The following is an 18,289-nucleotide window of genomic DNA, read 5'->3' on the forward strand; positions in this document are numbered from 1 at the left end:
GGTTGGTCCTCTCATGACGCACGCTTGAGAGCGTGGCTCACCAGATGGGGCATCGGCACCGGTTCGGTGCGGCTCCCATCGGTGGTCGTCCATTGGTTGAGTCGCGTCACCCGGGCCGAGAACTCCAGCGGTTCAAAGGCCGCCAGCAGCTCGGAGATTCGGATGCCGCGTGGGGCGGTCGCCAGCTCGACTGTGAGCAGGCTTGCGCCATCATCGGGGGCAACATCAAGTGCAATGATGATGGGTCGAAGGTCCCACGCCACCGGTTTGCCCTTGCGGGTCACCGTCGCAGGCAGTTCGGTGGCGGCCATCAGTTCGGCCGCCCGTTGCGCCAGAGTCTCGGTCGCAACGTTGCTGCACATCAATTGCCAGGTACAGGCGTCGACGATTGATTGCAACGACCCGTCGGCTCGCTGAATGGCCACGGCACCAACTGCGTCGATGCCCACCGGGAGGTGGGGCGACAACGCCGTCGGCAGCATGACGACATCCACCGGTCCAGCGAAGTCGACGTCGACGTATTCGGCGAGCGATTCGTGACCCACCGACAGTGCCAAGCCAAAGTGCAACTTGGGACGGGGGGAGAATCCCTCGGAGTAGGCCACCGGCTGTCCGGCACGACGCAGCGCGCGCTCCCACGCACGTGCAACGTCTCGATGACCCAGAAACCGGATTCGTCCGGTGACGGTGTAACGAATTCGCACTCTCACGGGGTGACCCCAACAGGTGCACGAACGGAGGCGGAGGCGCCAAGCATCACCGGCACAGCGCCCAGATCCGATGTGACGTTCTGCCCGGTGCCCTGACTGCCGCCCGCAGGCGGCACGGCCGAGGCGACGACGTGCTCGATGCCGTAGCCGGTGCACGCGCCACAGTCGTAGCACGGCGTCCAGCGGCAATCGGGCAGGCCGACCTCCGCAAGCGCGTCGGCCCAGTCCTGGGCGAGAAAATCCTTGTGGAGACCGGCGGACAGGTGATCCCATGGCAGCGCCTCGTCGATATGACGGTGGCGGTTGGCGTAGTACTCGGGGCTGAGCCCGGCTTCGGCCAGCGCGGTCTCCCAGCGTTCGAGCTCGAAGTATTCCGTCCATTCCTGAAAAGTGCCGCCGGTACGCCAGACCGACTCCAGCACATCACCCAACCGGCGGTCTCCCCGGCTGAACACCCCCTCGATCAGGGTGGTCTTTGGATCATGCCACTTCAGTTGTACGCCGTGATCGCGTCGCAGTTCATCACGAAGCAGGTAGATCTTGCGTTGCAGTTCGGTGACCGTATTCTGACCGAACCACTGGAACGGCGTGTTCGACTTGGGTACGAACCCGCCCACCGACACGGTGACCGACGGGTACTTGTGGTACTTCTTCCCGATCTCAACGCACTTGCGGGCCAACGTCGCAATACCGAGGGTGTCCTCATCGGTCTCAGACGGAAGCCCGGTGAGGAAGTACAGCTTCATACGCCGCCATCCCTCGGAATAGGCCGACTCGACGGCCTCGTAGAGGTCTTCCTCCCGGATCAACTTGTTGATGATCTGGCGCATGCGCCACGTGCCCGCCTCGGGGGCGAACGTCAGCCCGGTGCGACGACCCTGGCGGATCGACGTGGCCAGACCCACCGTGAACGCATCCACCCGAAGGCTGGGCAACGACACCGAGACCTGTCCGGCAGAGATCGGGTCGGACATGATGCCGTCCACCACCGGCTGGATGCCCGAGAAATCGGCGGTCGACAGCGAGGTCAGTGCCACCTCGTCGTAACCGGTGCGAGCCAGCCCGTTCGAGATCATTGCTCGCACCTGCTCGGCCGGGCGCTCCCGCACCGGGCGGGTGATCATGCCCGCCTGACAGAACCGGCAGCCACGGGTGCAGCCCCGAAAGACCTCCACGTTCAGCCGGTCGTGCACCACCTCGGTGAGCGGCACCAACTGATTGCGGGGATAGGGCCACGCCGCAAGATCGGCCACCGTGCGCTTCTCGATCACGTCGGGTGCGGAGGCCGCCAACGGCACGGTCTCCACCAGGTCGCCCTCAGCCGAATAGATCGGCTCGTACAGCGACGGCACGTAGACGCCCTCGACCGTGGCAAGTTCCTCCAGAAGCGCCTGCCTGTCGTCCGAGCTCGAGCGCTTCCAACAGCCGATCACCTCGGTGAGTTCGCCCACCACCTCCTCCCCGTCGCCCAACACCACAAAGTCGAGGAAGTCGGCCAGTGGTTCTGGATTGGTGGTGCAATGACCACCGGCGCCGACCAGAGGATGCGATGCAGTCCGATCGGCGGCACGCAGGGGCACGTCGGCCAGGTCGATGCAGTTGAGCACGTTGGTGAACGTGAGCTCGGCGGACAGGTTGAACGCGATGACGTCAAACTCGTTTGCGGGGCGGTGAGTGCCCACAGAGAACAGCGGCAGACCGGCGGCACGAAGCTCGGCCTCCAGGTCAACCCAGGGGGCGTAGGCACGTTCAGCGCAGGCGTCCTGGCGCTCGTTGAGTATCTCGCACAGGATCTGCAGACCCTGATTTGGCAACCCGATCTCGTAGCTGTCGGGATAGGTCAGCAACCACGACACGCGGCCGGGGGCACCCTCGTCGTCGTAGCTGGGAAGGATCGCGCCGTCCTCCAGACCGATGTAGCGAGCGGGGCGCTGCACCCGCTCGAGCAACGGTTCAAGGGAACTCCAAATCGACGACATGGTTCCACCAATCTACTCGGAGTCCGGCCGCTGCGGGCTGGTCACCTCAGGAACCTCGGGTCAGGACACGTCCCACTTGCGCATGTGCACGTTGAGCACCAGACCGACCGCCGCAAACATCGTGATCAGGGACGATCCCCCGTAGCTGATGAACGGCAGTGGGATACCGGTGACCGGCATCATCCCGATACTCATCCCGACGTTCTCAAACAGGTGGAACATCATCATGCACATCACACCCACGCACAGCAACCGGCCCTGCTGGTCGGGAGCGACCATGGCGGCGTACCACATGCGCCAGATCAAGACCGCGTACAGCCCGAGGATGGCCACCGAACCGACAAACCCAAACTCCTCGCCGGCCACGGTGAAGATGAAGTCGGTCTGCTGCTCGGGTACGAATCGACCGGTTGTCTGGGGCCCCCTGCCATAGCCGTAGCCGGTGAGACCGCCCGACGACACCGCTATCTGGGCCTGCTGCACGTTGTAGCAGGCATCCTCCGAGGCGGGGCACCGCTCCTGGACAAAAGTCGTGATCCGGTCCTGCTGATACTGATCCAGCGCACCTGAGTTGAGGATGCCCACCACGCCGAGCACCGCCACCGCGGCGAGGACCGCCAGATAACGGCCACGAATACCGCCGACGAACATGATGCCGGCGCCAATGAAAAGAAACACCAGGGCCGACCCCAGGTCCGGCTGCAGCAGCACCATGGCCATCGGCAGCCCGACCAGCGACAGGCAGGCCACCAGACGCAGCGGACGGCTGGTGATGCGATCGCCGCCGAGCAACGCCGCCAGGGCGACGATGCTGGCCAACTTGGCGGTCTCGGCGGGCTGGAACTGGAACACGCCCAGGTCGAACCAGCCCTGGGTGCCGTTGACGGTTTTGGAAACGCCGGGAACCAGCACCGCCGCCAGGAGGCCCATCGCCGCCAGATACACCCAGTGGGCGTGGGCGATGATACGGCGGTAGTCGAGCGCCGCAACGGCTGCGACGATGCCGGCCGACATGAGGGCAAACACCAACTGACGAGGCAGGAGCGACCCGGTCGCAAACTGCCTGCTGGCCGAGTGCACCAGTGCAAACCCAATGAGGGTCAGCGCTGTGACCGCCCCGACGATCAGCCAGTCGACGTGCCGCCAGGCAGCCGTCATGTCGGGCGTACGGACGCGCAGGGGCGCCCTCGGGCTGTACCCGAACCCGGGTTGCACACTCATGGCTTGACCTTCAACGGCGGCACCGGGGGCAGTGCGCGGTCTTCATCCACCTTCGGCGCGGGAGGAAGGTTGCCGTTCACCAGCGGAGCCATGATGCGCACCGCCGTTGGGCCGGCGGTGTCCGCCCCGAATCCAGACTCGGGGATGATCACCGAGATGGCGTAGTTGGGACCAAAGGGCGCGTCAACCGGGCCATACAGGGCAAAGACCGATCCGTCGGCCTTGGGTTTGGACTTGGTTCCCAACTCGGCGGTGCCGGTCTTCGCGCTCCAGATGCCGGGCAGGCCGCCGGTCTCCTCCCACATCTTGTTGGCGGTCCCGCGCCCGTTGCTGATCACGCCCTGGAAGCCGGCCTGGAGAACCTCCAGGTGACTTCGTCCGTCAGTGGCGGTGCCGAAGGTGAGCTGGTTCTTCACCACCGGGTTGAACACCTGCACCTCCTCGGCGGGATTGTCGGCGGCCAGGGGATCCTTGTTGGCATCGGTGGGCTTGGTCACCTTCTGCACGAGCAACGGCTTGTAGTGCGTGCCACCGTTCGCCAAGGTGGCGTAGGCGTTGGCCAACTGCAGCGGTGTCACCAACACCTCGCCCTGGCCGATCGACATGTTGACGTTGTCGCCCGCCGTCCAGTTGCGGCGTCCCATCGGGTTGGTCTCGCCCGGTTTCAGGTTCTTCCCGGCATCGTCGTAGCGTTCGCGGAACAGTTCCGGCGTCGGCAACCGACCGCCCCGCTCCCCCGCCAGCGGGATGCCTGTCTTCTCGCCCAGTCCAAACTTGGTGCCGGCATCCTGAATCGGCGTCTCGCCCAGGAGCGCCCGCCCCTGCCACATGCGATCGGCCAGCCAGTAATAAAACACGTCGGAACTGATGGTGATCGACGTCTGCGGATCCGCAAACCCCAGGGCGTTTCCGCCGGCGTTCTGACGGGTGCAGGTGGGCCCCTCGCAGTCGGCGATCGTGTATTTGCCGGAGGAGTCCTCAAAGCCGGGCGGGTTGCCGGGCCCGAACATGTTGTTCTCCAGCGCGGCGTACAGCGAGATCAACTTGAACGTGGAGCCGGGCGGAAACTGGCCGCTGACCGCCCAGTTGTTCAGCGGATAGCCGTTTTTGGGGTCGTTCAGTTCGTTCCACACGTCGGTTGAGATGCCCCCCACCAGCGCCGACGGGTCGTAGGTGGGCACCGAGGCAAGGGCCACGATCGAGCCGTCGTGCGGGCTGACGATGGCCGCCGCTCCTTCGGGCGCCCGATATACCTTGCCGTCCTTGCTGAGATGCCCACGCACGGCGCGCATGTTGGCCTTCAGCACATGTTCGGCCCAGGCCTGTGCGTCGATGTCGATGTTCAGCCAGACGTCGGAACCAACCTCGGGCGGGGTCTCGTCGCGCACCTGCACGACCTCCCCGGTGCGCGACACCTCGACGGTGGTGGTGCCCGGCGTGCCGCGCAGGTCGGCCTCCATCGACTGCTCCACGCCGCCCTTGCCGATCTCATCGCCACCCTCGATGTAGGGCTTGCCGGCCTTGGCCGCTGCCGCGACCACATCCTTGTCCTCCAATTCGGCCGGAGCGATCTGGCCCACATACCCCAGGATGCTGGCGCCGATGTGACCGTAGGGATAGGTGCGCACGGTCTCGCGTCGCACCCGAACCCCCGGGTACTCCTCGCGATGCTCGGCAAAGAACAGCTCCATCTCCGCCGGTGCGTCCCGGTAGAGCGGGATGAAGTCCAGCGGCTTGTACCTGGGATCGTTGACGGCGTCGGCGATGTCCGCACGCTTCAGAGCCTCAATGTCATAGCGGTTGAACTTGTCGGCCAGAGCGCCGTAGAGGTCGCTCGTTTCCTGTGCAGAGAGCTTGTTGACGTCGTCGCGAACGATGCCCACCACCACCGACAACCGATTGTCCACCAGGATCTTGCCGTTGCGATCCAGAACCCGGCCACGAGGTCCGGCCTGCTTCACCGTTCGCAGTCGAAACGTCTCACCTGTGGCCGCGAACTCTTCACGGTCGATCGCCTGCAGGTACCACAGGCGCGCGGTCAAGGACGCGAAGAGGGAAACGCAGACAATTCCCAGAATTGAAAGTCGGAGGCGCGGGGTGTCATCCATAACGGGCCGCCCAGTCTGCCAGCCGCAACCGCCTCAGCGGCGCCGCGCGCCCGCTTGCTGTGGAGGTGTTCATGCCACCTATCGAGTGATGTTTGACCGCGACTCCTCGGCCCACTCCACGACGGCGATCGTGGGCAGCGCCAGCAACGCGTTGGTCGCCGAGATCAACCCCACCACCCGGCCGACGTCGTTGCCGGTCAGGGTCTGAGCCCCGAAGAGTTGACCAACGACGGCATACATCAGCGAGCCGCCGGCCGACCCACCCAGCACAAACAGTGACAGCCCGAGCGGGGTGTGGCTGTTGATCAGCTCCTCCGCCATCCCCGCCGCAAACCCAACCGTGGCCCACACCAGCGCTGTCATCCCCAGCGGCGTGGGGAGCACCGGGTCGATCAGCAGCCCGGCCCAGAAGCCAATCACCGCGCCTCGTCGCGGCCCGGCCACCAGGCCGGACACCACCGCCACCAGCAGCGTGATGTCAGGGTGTACGCCGCCGATGCGCAGGTCGGAGAACAGGCCAAGCTGTAGAACCGTCATGCTGGCCAGAACCAACGCGTAACGGCCACGCGCGTTCCAGCTCATGGTTGTTGTATCCGTCCGCTAACCACCGGTGGCGGCTCCGACCGCGGCCGGGGCGGAGGGCACCGGCGTGGTGTCGGCACCGACGCCGGGCACCGTGGTCGACGAGTCCGGATCGATCCCAACCTGGCTGTCACCCGGGTCGAACGGATCGGCTTTGGCCCTGCCGGTGGTGGTGACCGGATCGTCCCCAGCGCCGTCTTGGGTCACCGTGGTGGTGGGGCTTCCGGCGGGTTTGGCACGTGGGCCGTCAGGTGTCCACTTGATGACCTCGACGAAGTCGAAGGTGGCGAAGTCGACAGCCAGATCCACATCGAGGCGAGTCAGCTTCTGTGCATCATCGGCCTTCACACGACTCACCGATCCAACCGGGATGTCGGCCGGGAATCGGCTGTCGGCCACCCCCGAGGTCACCACCTGTTGCCCCGGGGTGACCGGCGCACCCAAATCCACGGCCGAGTCGATCACCCATGGACGGTCGAAGCTGCCCACACCGTGGCCCACGCCGGGTAGGCCCTCATCGCCAATTCGGACGCTGAACCGCAGGTCGACCTCAGTGATCAGGCGAATCTGAGAACGAGACTCGTAGGCCTTCTCCACCACACCGACCAACCCGTCGGCATTGACCACGGGCATGCCCTCGGCGACCCCGTCGGCTCGACCAACGTCGATGTACGCAGTGTTGGAGTCCCAATTGCTGTTGGGTCCCGACGTACGTCGAGCCACCACGGTTTCGTAGTCGGACGTGAAGGTGATGCCCACGAGGTCGGCCAACTCCTTCAACTTCCGCGCTGCCATCTGGTCGTCACGTCCGGCGTTCTTCTGTCTCGCCATCTCCTCGCGAAGCTTTCCGTTCTCGTCTTTCAACCTGTCGTAGGACTGCACTCCGTGCCACATGTTGCGGAACGGACGGGTGAGAGCGCCGAGCGCACCGTCACCGCCGGTCAGGCCATCGCCCATCGACGACTTGACCGACTCAACCACCGCCACGTCACGAGCGTCCAGCGTGATCAAGGTGATCGACAACAACAGCACCACTGACACAGTGATTCGCAGACGCGTCCGACGATCCCGGATTTGCACGAGGCTTCGGCTATTCGGGTTCGGTCATCAGCACGGAGCCATAGGCATCGAATGCCTCCAGCGACTGCCCCGAACCCAACGCCACCGCATCAAGCGGGAAGGCGGCCAGATTGACGGGCATTCCCGTTTCGTTGGCCAGACGAACGTCCAACCCTGCGAGGTAGGCGCCACCTCCGGCCAGGACGATTCCCTGATCCATGATGTCGGCCGACAGTTCCGGCGGCGTCTTGTCCAAGGTCACTTTGACCGCATCCACGATGGCAGAGACCTGCTCCGCCAATGCTTCGCGGATTTCCTTGGTCGAGGTGACCACCGTCTTCGGCAGACCGGACACGAGGTCGCGGCCCCGGATCTCCGCGTAGATCTCTTCGGGCAGTTCGTTGGCCGAGCCAAGCTTGATCTTGATCTCTTCGGCGGAGCGCTCACCCAGAGCCAGGCTGTACTCCTTCTTCACGTACTGGATGATGGCATCGTCCAGTTCGTCGCCGCCGACCCGAACCGACTGGCTGGCGACCACCCCACCCAGCGAGATCACGGCAACCTCGGTGGTGCCACCACCAATGTCCACGATCATGTTGCCTCGGGGCTCGTGGATGGGAAGGCCGGCACCGATCGCCGCCGCCACCGGTTCCTCGATGATGTAGACGGGCTTACGGGCCCCAGCCCGCTCGGCCGCCTCTTTGACGGCTCGCTGCTCCACGCCGGTGACCCCGCCCGGCACGCAGATCACCATGCGCGGCTTGGCAAAGCGACCCTTGTGCACCTTCTGGATGAAGTACCGGAGCATCTTCTCGCAGATCTCGAAGTCCGAGATCACGCCATCCTTCAACGGACGGATCGCCTGGATGTGGCTCGGTGTGCGGCCAATCATTTTCTTGGCCTCCATGCCGACCGCCAACGGCGACCCGTCGATGGTGTTGACCGCTACCACGGACGGCTCGTTGAGGACGATGCCCTCGCCACGCACGTACACCAACGTGTTGGCAGTGCCAAGGTCGATCGCAAGATCTCGGCCCATCGAGAACGGGTTTCGTATGGCCATGGGGGTACCTCTGCCTCACTGGTGCCGGTCGGAGCCAGCCCATGGACCAACCCTAGACCAGACCCATGATGACGACCGGTAGGGACGAACGACGAATGGGATCGTTACAGTACCATCGCGGCACCGTAACCAGATCTCAATGTTAGATCCATTGAGGGCCGCGGTCCAGGGCAGGGCCACAGAAATTCTCGGAGCGCCGGTCCACCGTGCGCTCCCTACAGGTTGGGAAAGAAGATCCCGATCTCACGCGCTGCCGAATCACCCGAGTCCGAACCGTGGATCAGGTTCTCGGTGAAGAGGGTGCCGAGATCGCCTCGAATCGTTCCGGGGGCGGCGTCGGCCGGGTTGGTCGCACCCATCATCGACCGAACCATCGCCCACGTGTCGGTCGGACCCTCCAGCACCGCCAGCAGGCTTGGCCCGCGGGTGATGAAATCCTCCAGCTCGGCGTAGAAGCCCTTCTCGACGTGTTCGGCATAGTGCCGGCGGGAGGTCTCCACGTCGATCACGCGTAGTTCGGCGGCGACGAGGCGAAGTCCCTTGGCCTCAAATCGACCGAGGATCTCGCCCACGAGGTTGCGTTCGACGGCGTCAGGTTTGCAGATGATGAAGGTACGGTTCACGGCGCCGAACGATAGTTCACCTCACCCGCCACCCCGAACCGGGGCCTCCCGGAGCAACCTCGGAGCAGACCTCAGCCACCCACTTGGCCTGGGGTCGGATCAGTCGGGCTCGAGGAACTCCGGTTCGGGTCCCTGTCCCGAGCCACGACCATCAACCTCGAGAATGGCCTCGATCACATCGCGCGCCAATGGCAGGAGTGTCATCGAACCGGCGACGACCAGGAGGTCCTCCTCCTCGGTGTGGCGCATCGCCCGGGCGAGGGCGGTTTCGGGGTCGACCACCGACTCCACGGACAATCCGGCGGCGGTGAAGGCGGCGACCACGTCGGCCAGGTCGGCGGCGCGCGGCGACGGCGGACTGGTGAGAATCACCGAATCCAGACGGGCCTGCACCAGCGCCTCGGCGATCAACCGCGGATCACGACCGACCAGCAGGCCCACCACGGCCATGCGTGAGCCCACCACATCAAACTCGGTGCTCAGCGTGTCGGCCAGGGCCATCACCGCCTCGGGGTTGTGGGCCGAATCAAGGATGATCAACGGCTGCCGAGCAAGCACCTCGGCGCGACCCCGAAGGCGCACTCCGGCAAATGCCTCGTCGATCACCTCATCGTCCAGGGCCCGGTCGAAGAACGCCTCGGCGGCCGCGACCGCCAGCAACGCGTTCGGCGCCACCCACGAACCGAACGCCGGCACAAAGACCTCCGGATGGATTCCCCATTCGGTGCGCAACTCAGCCTGGTGGCCACCCACCGCCAACTGGTCGCCATCCACCTCCAACCCATGACCCACCCGCACCACGCGCTCAGGCCCCTCAGCCTCGATCACGGCGGCCAACTCATCGTCCATCCCGCCCAGCACCACGGTGGACTCACGTCGTACGATGCCCGCCTTGGCCGCAGCAACCTGTTGCTCCCAACCCGGCCCGCCCGGCGTGTGATCACGGCCGATGTTGGTCACGACAGCCACCTGCGCATCGGCCACGTTCGTTGCGTCGCTGCGACCCAACATGCCCACCTCGACCACCATCACCTCAACCGCAGCATCGGCGAACGACCGGTATGCGGCAGCGATCAGCGCCTCGAATCGCGTTGGCGGTGCCTCCAGCGCCCCCGCCGCCAACTGAACGGCCTCCAACGCCTCGGACAGCACCTCGGCCTCAAGAGGCTCGTCATCCAACATCACCCGCTGGAGGACAGAGCCAAGATCGGGGGACGTGGTGGTGCCGACCGTCAGGCCAGATGCCATCAGCAGACGGGTGAGCAGCGTGGCCACCGTGCCCTTGCCGTTGGTGCCGGTCACCAGGATCACCGGCGCTGCGTGCTGCGGATCGCCCAGAAGCCCGCACAACTGGCGCATCGACTCCAGTTCGTCATCGGCGATGTCCGACCCGGCAACCGAAGTACCCCCAGGCCGGAGACGACCCTCGGCAATGCCTGGCGTCGACGTCTCGTGGTCGACGAGTCCGTCCAACCAGCGGAAGGGATCGCCGGTTGAGGGCGTGCCCGACGCGCTCAGGAGGCGGCCCGGCTCGGCCGGGTGGTGCGCGCCATTTCCTTGCGAAGCACCAGCGTTGGGTTCACCTTATCCAGCACCACAGCATCGTCGATGAGCACCTTGCCCACATCGGTGCGACCGGGCAGGTCGTACATGACGCCCAGCAACACCTCCTCCATCAACGCACGAAGCCCACGGGCCCCGGTACCACGCACCAACGCCAGATCCGCTATGGCGGACAGGGCGTCGTCGGTGAACTCCAGCTCAACATCGTCCAACTCGAACATGCGCTGAAATTGCGCCACCAAGGCGTTTTTCGGCTCGGTGAGAATGGAGGTCAGCGCCTCTCGATCGAGCCCGTCCACCACCCCGATCACCGGCAGGCGACCTACAAACTCCGGGATCAACCCGAACTTCAACAGGTCCTCGGGCATCAGTTGCCGGAACAGCGCACCGGCATCCTTTTCGTGGAGGGTGCGCACATCCGCCCCGAACCCCATCGACTTTTTACCGACACGATGTTCGATGATGCCCTCGAGCCCGGCAAAGGCCCCAGCACAGATGAACAACACGTTGGACGTGTCGATCTGGATGAACTCCTGGTGGGGATGCTTGCGCCCACCCTGAGGCGGCACCGACGCCACCGTGCCCTCCAGGATCTTCAACAGCGCCTGTTGCACGCCCTCCCCAGAGACGTCCCGGGTGATCGAGGGGTTCTCGGCCTTGCGTGCGACCTTGTCGATCTCGTCGATGTAGATGATGCCGGTCTCGGCCTTCTTCACATCGAAGTCGGCCGCCTGCAACAGCTTCAGCAGGATGTTCTCGACGTCCTCGCCCACATAGCCGGCCTCGGTCAGGCTGGTGGCGTCGGCAACGGCGAACGGCACGTTCAACATGCGGGCCAGGGTCTGGGCCATCAACGTCTTGCCGCAGCCGGTGGGGCCGACCAGCAACAGGTTGCTCTTCGACAACTCCACGTCGTCGCGCGCGGACTTCTGCTGGTGTTGCACCCGCTTGTAGTGGTTGTACACCGCCACGCTGAAAATACGCTTGGCCGACTCTTGACCGATGATGTAATCGTCGAGAAACGCCGAGATCTCCTTCGGCTTCGGCAGATGCTCCAGCGTGAAGTCGGAACCCTCGGCGAGTTCCTCTTCGATGATCTCGTTGCACAACTCAATGCACTCATCGCAGATGTACACGCCGGGACCGGCGATCAGCTTCTTCACCTGCTTCTGCGACTTTCCGCAGAACGAGCACTTGAGGAGTTCGCTTCCTCCATCGAACTTGGCCACGTCGTTGGCTTCTCCCTCGTCACTCACACGATCGGCTACCCAGCGTAGGCGCTTCGGAGCCCGACCTCGGGGACCTTCGCTCAGCAGCTGTTCCGCCCACAGTGTAGGACAACAGGACGCCGAGCAGGAGCCTTTTGTGCTCCTACACCGGCGCCGGCCGGCTACTTCGCAGGCGCGATGGGGCCGTCGGTCCGCTCGCCGGAACGTGCGGTGATGATCTCGTCGATCACGCCGTAGGCCAAGGCCTCCTCGGCGGTCATGATGAAGTCACGCTCGGTGTCCCTGGCGATCTTCTCCAGGTCCTGACCGGTGTGATGGGCCAGCACCTCCTCCAGGGCGACCTTCATGCGAAGGATCTCCTTGGCGGCGATCTCGATATCGGACGCCTGGGCGTAACCCGACTGACCATGGGGCTGATGGATCAGGACACGGGCGTGGGGCAGCGCCATGCGCTTGCCCTTCGTGCCGGCGGCCAGCAGCACCGCTGCGGCCGAGGCAGCCTGACCCAGGCAGATCGTGTTGATCTCGGGACGGATGAACTGCATCGTGTCGTAGATGGCGAACAGCGCGTTGATGTCACCGCCGGGTGAGTTGATGTAGAGGTTGATCTCCTTGTCGGGATCCTCGCCCTCGAGGAACAACAGCTGGGCGCACACCAGGTTGGCCACCGTGTCGTCGATCGGCGTCGACAGGAAGATGATGTTCTCCCGCAGCAACCTGGAGTACAGGTCGCTGTAGCGCTCACCCCGCGAGGTCTGCTCGATGACGTTGGGCACCATGTAATTGGTGACCTGCAGCGAGGCCAACCCGGATCCGGCCTGGTGAACGCTTGCAGTCGGGGGCAGGTAGGTCATCTCAGGCCTCATCTTCGGGGTCGATCTCAGCGTCGTCTTCGACGACGTCTGCACCGGTGGGCTGACCAGTGTCGGCCGCGTCGCCCTCATTTGCCCCGTCGCCCGGCTCATCTTCCTCAGAATGCTCGTCATGCCCGTGATCGTGCGGATCGATCTTCAGCAGTTCCGGGTCGACCGGGGCACCGGAGGCGTCCGTGATCGACGCGGTGTCGATGAGCCAATCCATTGCCTTGCGCTTGGCGATGTCGGCGCGCAGCGCCGGCATCTGACCGTTGTCGGCCAGGTTGGTACGGGCGGTCTCAAGCTCCACCTCAGCGTGCACCGCCAGGTGCGCCAGCTCCTCGTCCAGTTCCTCGTCGGACGGGGCCAGGTTCTGGTCGGCTGCCACAGCACGCAATGCCAGGTCCACCTTGGCCTGCCGCGCACCTTCCTCGGTGAGTTGGGCGCGGAACTCGTCGGGCTGCTGACCGGTCATCTGCAGGTACTGGCCAAGCTCAATGCCCGACTGGCTCAACATACGAGCCATCGACTCCAGCTGTTCCTGGGCGGCCGCCTGCACCAGGGCCTCCGGAACCTCGTCGGTGACCAACTCCACCAGAGCGGTGGCCAGTTCGTTACGAACCTGAGACTGGGCCCGATCGCGTGCCTGGCCGCTCATGCGGTCCACGATGTCGTCGCGCAGTTCTGCGACGGTTTCGAACTCGGTGGCATCCGCGACCCACTCGTCGGTCAGCTCGGGAAGCTCGCGCTCCTGGATCCCCAGCACCTCCACCTCGAGGGTGATGGTGGCCTGGCTGTCGTCCGCGTCGTCCTCATCCGCCTCGGAGGGGGCGGCTGTGGGGTCAGCGGCCTCGAAGGTGGAACTCTCACCCTGCTCCAAACCAACCAGGTTGGTGTCGAGTTCGGGTACGACGCCGCCGGAACCCACCTGGTACAGGTAGTTCTCGGCGGTCATGCCGGCGATCTCCTCGCCGTCACGGCTCGCCACCAGGTTGATCGTGACGTAGTCGTCCTGGCCCACCGCCCGCTCGACGTCCACCAGTCCACCGAACTGGGTGCGCAGTTTGTCGATCTGGTCGGCGACCTCGTCGTCAGCCGGATGCGGGTTTGCCACGGTGACCTCGAGGCTGCCGTAGCCCTCCAGGGTCAACTCGGGCCGTACCTCCACCGTGGCGGTGAAGATCACCGGGCCTTCCTCGGCACCCTCATCGAGTTCGATGTCAGGCTGATCGATCGCATCGATCTCGTGTTCGCGAATCGCATCCTCATAGGCGCGGGGTACGGCGGTCTGAATCGCCTCGCCTCGTGCGAAGGACGCATCGACGCGACTCTTCACCACCTGCTTGGGCACTTTGCCCTTTCGGAAGCCGGGGAGGCTCGCCTCTTTGGCGATGGTTCCCCATGCTTCGTCGAGCGCGGTGGTGAACTCCGCGTCGTCGAGTTCGATCCGGACCTTGACCTTGTTGCCTTCAAGAGGCTCTACAACAGACTTCATCGGTCGGGCATCCTAGGGGTCAACACGGGGGGTCACCGAACGGGGCGACGAGATCTTGCCGTTTTCGGCCGCAGCGACGGCCGGACGAACCCGTGTCAGGTAGTACAGCGAGAGCCCGATCCCGAGGATCGAAAGGAAGGTCCCCACCAGGATCATCCCCATCCACATGGCCTGCGGCCGCTCGGCCAACGACCATGCCCAGGCCGGACGACGAGCAGCATCCAACAGCGCAAACACCGACAAGGCCAACGGCGTTGCGGCCACCAACAGCACCCCCAGCATCACCAGCACGTCGCCCATCTCACCAAGTGTGGCCGGTCCAGACGCGCCGGAGCCGCCACCCCTGTGAGGGGCGCCAACGGCGGAGCCGATAGTGTCATGGGCCGTCGACGACGTCGACCACGGGACGTGGCGCAGCCTGGTAGCGCACCTGCTTTGGGAGCAGGGGGTCGGGAGTTCAAATCTCCCCGTCCCGACGAAAACTTCTCAGCCAGAAATGTTTAGAGCTCACGAGTGCGGGTACAGCAGCTGCTCCCCCACCGAACGAGGAGTTCACAACATGGCAGATCACAACGATTCCGCAGCCAAGAAGGGCGTCGAGGGCGTCGTCGAGGACGTAAAGGGTCGGGCCAAGGAAGCCGTCGGCTCGCTGGTCGGCAACGACGACCTCAAAGACGAAGGCCAGGCCCAGCAGGACAAGGCTGAGGCTCAGCGCGAGGCCGCCGAGGCACAGACCGAGGCCCGCAAGGCCGACGCCAAGGCCGAGGCATCCGAGGCACGCCAGAAGGCCAACCAGGACTGAGGCGCAGGCGCAGCGACGGTTGCGCACGACGTGACGGCCCATCGGGACCCTTCTCGGTGGGCCGTTGTCGCGTCCGGGGGGCTACAATCGGCGCCACCCGCGGGTGTAGCTCAATGGCTAGAGTCCCAGTCTTCCAAACTGGTTATGCGAGTTCGATTCTCGTCACCCGCTCTCTTTCGTCTCGGAAAGTTCAAGCTGTCAGGCCGGTTCCTCGCAGCCGAAGCTCAAAGAGGGTCGGCGGCCGCCCGAGCGTCTGCGAGCACTGCCTGCGCCGCCGGGTCGTCCGCCTCCAGTTGAATGAAGTGCACCTGTCCGGCATCGTCCACCTTGGTGACCCGGACCACGGCCCAGCGGTTGGCCATCCCGGCGGTGGCCACCAGCCCAGGCACCACGCTGGGCGCATCCAGCGCGTCCCGCAACAGCGACCGACCCACGCCGTCGGCGCCTGCCGCGGCGAGATCGGCGGGCAGATCAATACGTGGAACGGTCATGGGGCCTCCAGCAACGGGTGGCGTCGAGGATATGGGGAGAGCCAAGGTCATGTGGTGTAGTCGGCGTTGATGCGGACGTAGCCGTCGGTCAGGTCGCATCCATAGACCGTCCAGGCCCCATCGGCGATGCCGAGGTCCACGCCAATGTGAACCTCGTCGCCACGCATGTACTCGGCCAACGATTCCAGGCCGGCCTCGTCGGGCACTCCGGGGTACACCTCGTCGTTGCCGAAACGAATCGAAACGGCCTGTTGATCGATATCGACGTCATCGGACAGTTTGCCGATGGCCATCGCCACCCGACCCCAATTGGGATCGGCGCCGTGCACCGCCGTTTTCACCAAAGGTGAGTTCACCACCGATTTGGCTGCTCGCCGAGCCTGATCATCATCCCGTGCGCCCTCCACTCGGACAACGATCAGCGTCTCGGCCCCCTCGCCATCGCTCGCCAACTGGCGGGTGAGGCTGACGCACACGTCCTCGAGACCTGCCGCGAACGCGGCAGTGTCCACTGGGCCTGCCAGACCCGAGGCCAGCACAGCGGCAGTGTCGGAGGTGGAGGTATCGGTGTCCACCGACAGCGAGTTGAACGTGCGATCGACCACGCTCCCGAAGACCCGATCCAACTCGGCCGCCGGCAATTCCGCGTCCGTGAAGACGAACGCCAGCATCGTGGCCATGTCGGGCTCGATCATGCCGACGCCCTTTGCCACCCCGACCACCCGGCACTCCCCCACCCGCGCCTCCGCCACCTTGGGCACCGTGTCGGTGGTCATCATCGCCGACGCCACAACGGTGGCATCGGTGACCGGAAACCGGTCGGTCCATTCGGCTCCGGCGATGCCGTCGAGGTACGCCCGCACCCTGTCCATCGGGTAGGGCCGTCCGATCACCCCCGTCGAGGTGACCAACACGTCGGTTGCCATGCCCCCCACCAGGTCACCGACCCGCTCGGCCAACTCCTCGGCGTCGGCCAGACCTGTCGGGCCGGTGGCCACGTTTGCGTTCTTGGAGACGACCACCACCGCCCGCAGCTGTTCGTCTGCCATCGATCGACGGGACACCTCCACCGACGGTCCTGCGAATCGGCTGCGGGTGAAGCGGGCCGAGGCCGTGGTGACACCCGAGGCGGCAACAATGGCAAAGTCGGTGCTGTCGTCGCGGATGCCGATGTGGCCCACGTGGGCGGTGAAGCCTGAGGGAAGTTCCATATCCCCACATTAGGTTTGGCCCGAACCGGCATGGAACCCGGCTTGGAACCTCCGTTCAGCGGCCCCTCATGGCCACGACCCCAGCAAGGATCACCATGGAACGCACCCTGTTCGACGACGACCACGAGTTGTTTCGCCGCAGCGTCGCCGACTGGATCACGGCCGACGTCGTGCCGCACTATCTGCAGTGGGAGACGGCCGGTTTGGCACCGCGCAGCCTGTTCGCCGATGCCGGTTCGCACGGATTTTTGGGCATGGCCGTACCCCAAAGCCTTGGCGGCGGGGGCAGCGACGACTTTCGCTTCAACGTGGTGCTGGCCGAAGAGTTGGCCGCAGCCGGCATCGGTGGGGCGGGCCTGGGTCTCACGCTGCACAACGACATCACCACGCCCTACTTCCTGACCTACTGCGACGAAGACCAACGCAACCGCTGGCTGCCGGGTATCGCCTCAGGCGAGCTGATCACCGCCGTTGCAATGACCGAGCCGGGCATCGGATCCGACTTGGCCTCGATGACCACCACCGCCATCCGCGACGGCGACCACTACGTGCTGTCGGGGTCGAAGACCTTCATCACCAACGGCATCAACGCCGATTTGGTGATCGTGGCGGCGAAGACCGATCCGACCCAGCGCCACCGCGGCATCTCACTGATGGTGGTCGAGGCGGGCATGGCCGGCTTCGACCGGGGCCGCAACCTGGACAAGATCGGCCTCCACTCCCAGGACACCGCCGAGCTCTTCTTCAACGACGTCGAGGTGCCGGTCGCCAACCTCCTGGGCGACGAGGGTGGCGGGTTCGGCTACCTGGTTTCCAACCTGGCCCAGGAGCGGCTGAGTATCGCCGTCACCGGCGTTGCGACGGCCCGAGCGGCGTTGGGTTGGACGCTGGAGTACGCCAAGGAACGTCAGGCATTTGGTCAGGGCATCGGCTCGTTTCAAAACAGCCGGTTTGTTCTGGCCGAGTGCCACACCGAGGTGGAGGTCGCCCAGGCGTTCGTCGACCAGGCCATCGTCGCCCTCAACGCGGGCAGCCTCACCGTCGAGGAGGCCGCCATGGCCAAATGGTGGTGCACCGAGTTGCAGGGTCGCGTGGTCGACCGGGGTGTCCAGTTGCACGGGGGCTACGGCTACATGACCGAGTATCCGATTGCACGCGCCTACGCAGACGCCAGGGTGACCACGATCTACGGCGGCACCACCGAGATCATGAAGGAAATCATCGGTCGCTCGCTCGGTCTTTAGCTCCCACCCAAGACCTGCCGGTGCCGCCACAGGCCGGAAGCAAGGGTTGGATGCG

At 65.0% G+C, this 18,289-nt stretch carries 17 protein-coding genes and 2 tRNA genes; 4 read left to right on the forward strand and 15 right to left on the reverse strand.

Features of this window, described 5'->3' with window-relative positions; all coding sequences use genetic code 11:
• Positions 1-11: 11 nt before the first annotated feature.
• The 13 genes from MPARV_RS0102355 to MPARV_RS0102415 all read right to left on the reverse strand — a co-directional run bounded on the left by MPARV_RS0102355 (position 12) and on the right by MPARV_RS0102415 (position 14,786).
• The gene (locus tag MPARV_RS0102355; RefSeq protein WP_157789420.1) at positions 12-710 is read right to left on the reverse strand and encodes a TIGR03936 family radical SAM-associated protein; all 699 of its coding nucleotides are present in this window, start codon (positions 708-710) and stop codon (positions 12-14) included.
• On the reverse strand, positions 707-2,689 hold the full coding sequence (locus MPARV_RS0102360; protein ID WP_012230387.1) for a TIGR03960 family B12-binding radical SAM protein: 1,983 nt from the start codon (positions 2,687-2,689) through the stop codon (positions 707-709). The genes MPARV_RS0102355 and MPARV_RS0102360 overlap by 4 nt, the downstream gene beginning before the upstream one ends.
• Positions 2,690-2,749: 60 nt before the next feature.
• On the reverse strand, positions 2,750-3,910 hold the full coding sequence (gene rodA / locus MPARV_RS0102365; protein WP_081582043.1) for a rod shape-determining protein RodA: 1,161 nt from the start codon (positions 3,908-3,910) through the stop codon (positions 2,750-2,752).
• Entirely contained in the window at positions 3,907-5,952 is a 2,046-nt protein-coding gene (locus MPARV_RS0102370) for a penicillin-binding transpeptidase domain-containing protein (RefSeq protein ID WP_020377096.1), read from the reverse strand. The genes rodA and MPARV_RS0102370 overlap by 4 nt, the downstream gene beginning before the upstream one ends.
• Positions 5,953-6,096: 144 nt before the next feature.
• A complete protein-coding gene (gene mreD, locus MPARV_RS0102375) occupies positions 6,097-6,600 on the reverse strand; it encodes a rod shape-determining protein MreD (protein WP_012230380.1) in 504 nt (167 codons plus the stop codon).
• An 18-nt stretch (positions 6,601-6,618) separates the two neighbouring features.
• Entirely contained in the window at positions 6,619-7,623 is a 1,005-nt protein-coding gene (gene mreC, locus MPARV_RS0102380) for a rod shape-determining protein MreC (protein ID WP_157789421.1), read from the reverse strand.
• Positions 7,624-7,690: 67 nt separating this feature from the next.
• Positions 7,691-8,722 (reverse strand): rod shape-determining protein, encoded by a 1,032-nt coding sequence (locus MPARV_RS0102385; RefSeq protein WP_012230376.1) that lies wholly within the window; start codon positions 8,720-8,722, stop codon positions 7,691-7,693.
• 215 nt (positions 8,723-8,937) lie between these two features.
• Positions 8,938-9,345: a nucleoside-diphosphate kinase gene (ndk, locus tag MPARV_RS0102390; RefSeq protein WP_012230372.1), complete on the reverse strand. Its 408-nt coding sequence runs from the start codon at positions 9,343-9,345 to the stop codon at positions 8,938-8,940.
• A 99-nt stretch (positions 9,346-9,444) separates the two neighbouring features.
• Positions 9,445-10,818: a bifunctional folylpolyglutamate synthase/dihydrofolate synthase gene (locus tag MPARV_RS0102395; protein WP_020377099.1), complete on the reverse strand. Its 1,374-nt coding sequence runs from the start codon at positions 10,816-10,818 to the stop codon at positions 9,445-9,447.
• A 41-nt stretch (positions 10,819-10,859) separates the two neighbouring features.
• Positions 10,860-12,137: an ATP-dependent Clp protease ATP-binding subunit ClpX gene (gene clpX / locus MPARV_RS0102400; protein ID WP_031277093.1), complete on the reverse strand. Its 1,278-nt coding sequence runs from the start codon at positions 12,135-12,137 to the stop codon at positions 10,860-10,862.
• A gap of 161 nt (positions 12,138-12,298) precedes the next feature.
• Positions 12,299-12,991, reverse strand: a complete 693-nt coding sequence (locus tag MPARV_RS0102405; protein ID WP_020377100.1) for an ATP-dependent Clp protease proteolytic subunit — start codon at positions 12,989-12,991, stop codon at positions 12,299-12,301.
• Between the two features lies 1 nt (position 12,992).
• Entirely contained in the window at positions 12,993-14,486 is a 1,494-nt protein-coding gene (tig, locus tag MPARV_RS0102410; protein ID WP_020377101.1) for a trigger factor, read from the reverse strand.
• Positions 14,487-14,498: 12 nt separating this feature from the next.
• The gene (locus tag MPARV_RS0102415; protein WP_012230361.1) at positions 14,499-14,786 is read right to left on the reverse strand and encodes a DUF2516 family protein; all 288 of its coding nucleotides are present in this window, start codon (positions 14,784-14,786) and stop codon (positions 14,499-14,501) included.
• A gap of 102 nt (positions 14,787-14,888) precedes the next feature.
• Here MPARV_RS0102415 and MPARV_RS0102420 point away from each other — a divergent pair.
• The 3 genes from MPARV_RS0102420 (at position 14,889) to MPARV_RS0102430 (ending at position 15,459) form a co-directional block, all read left to right on the forward strand.
• Positions 14,889-14,962 (forward strand) — tRNA-Pro (locus MPARV_RS0102420).
• A gap of 83 nt (positions 14,963-15,045) precedes the next feature.
• A complete protein-coding gene (gene mbp1 / locus MPARV_RS0102425; RefSeq protein ID WP_012230359.1) occupies positions 15,046-15,288 on the forward strand; it encodes a microaggregate-binding protein 1 in 243 nt (80 codons plus the stop codon).
• A 99-nt stretch (positions 15,289-15,387) separates the two neighbouring features.
• A tRNA-Gly gene (locus tag MPARV_RS0102430) sits at positions 15,388-15,459 on the forward strand.
• A gap of 53 nt (positions 15,460-15,512) precedes the next feature.
• Here the strand turns inward: MPARV_RS0102430 and MPARV_RS0102435 are convergent.
• Both MPARV_RS0102435 and argJ read right to left on the reverse strand, forming a co-directional pair.
• The gene (locus MPARV_RS0102435) at positions 15,513-15,779 is read right to left on the reverse strand and encodes a hypothetical protein (protein ID WP_020377102.1); all 267 of its coding nucleotides are present in this window, start codon (positions 15,777-15,779) and stop codon (positions 15,513-15,515) included.
• Positions 15,780-15,826: 47 nt separating this feature from the next.
• Positions 15,827-16,990 (reverse strand): bifunctional glutamate N-acetyltransferase/amino-acid acetyltransferase ArgJ, encoded by a 1,164-nt coding sequence (gene argJ / locus MPARV_RS0102440; protein ID WP_012230356.1) that lies wholly within the window; start codon positions 16,988-16,990, stop codon positions 15,827-15,829.
• A gap of 95 nt (positions 16,991-17,085) precedes the next feature.
• Here argJ and MPARV_RS0102445 point away from each other — a divergent pair, with 95 nt between their 5' ends.
• Positions 17,086-18,234 carry an acyl-CoA dehydrogenase family protein gene (locus MPARV_RS0102445; RefSeq protein WP_031277094.1) on the forward strand — a complete coding sequence of 383 codons (1,149 nt, stop codon included), beginning with the start codon at positions 17,086-17,088 and terminating at the stop codon, positions 18,232-18,234.
• Positions 18,235-18,289 lie beyond the last annotated feature (55 nt).

This window comes from Candidatus Microthrix parvicella Bio17-1, assembly GCF_000299415.1.
In the GTDB taxonomy this organism is placed as follows: domain Bacteria; phylum Actinomycetota; class Acidimicrobiia; order Acidimicrobiales; family Microtrichaceae; genus Microthrix; species Microthrix parvicella.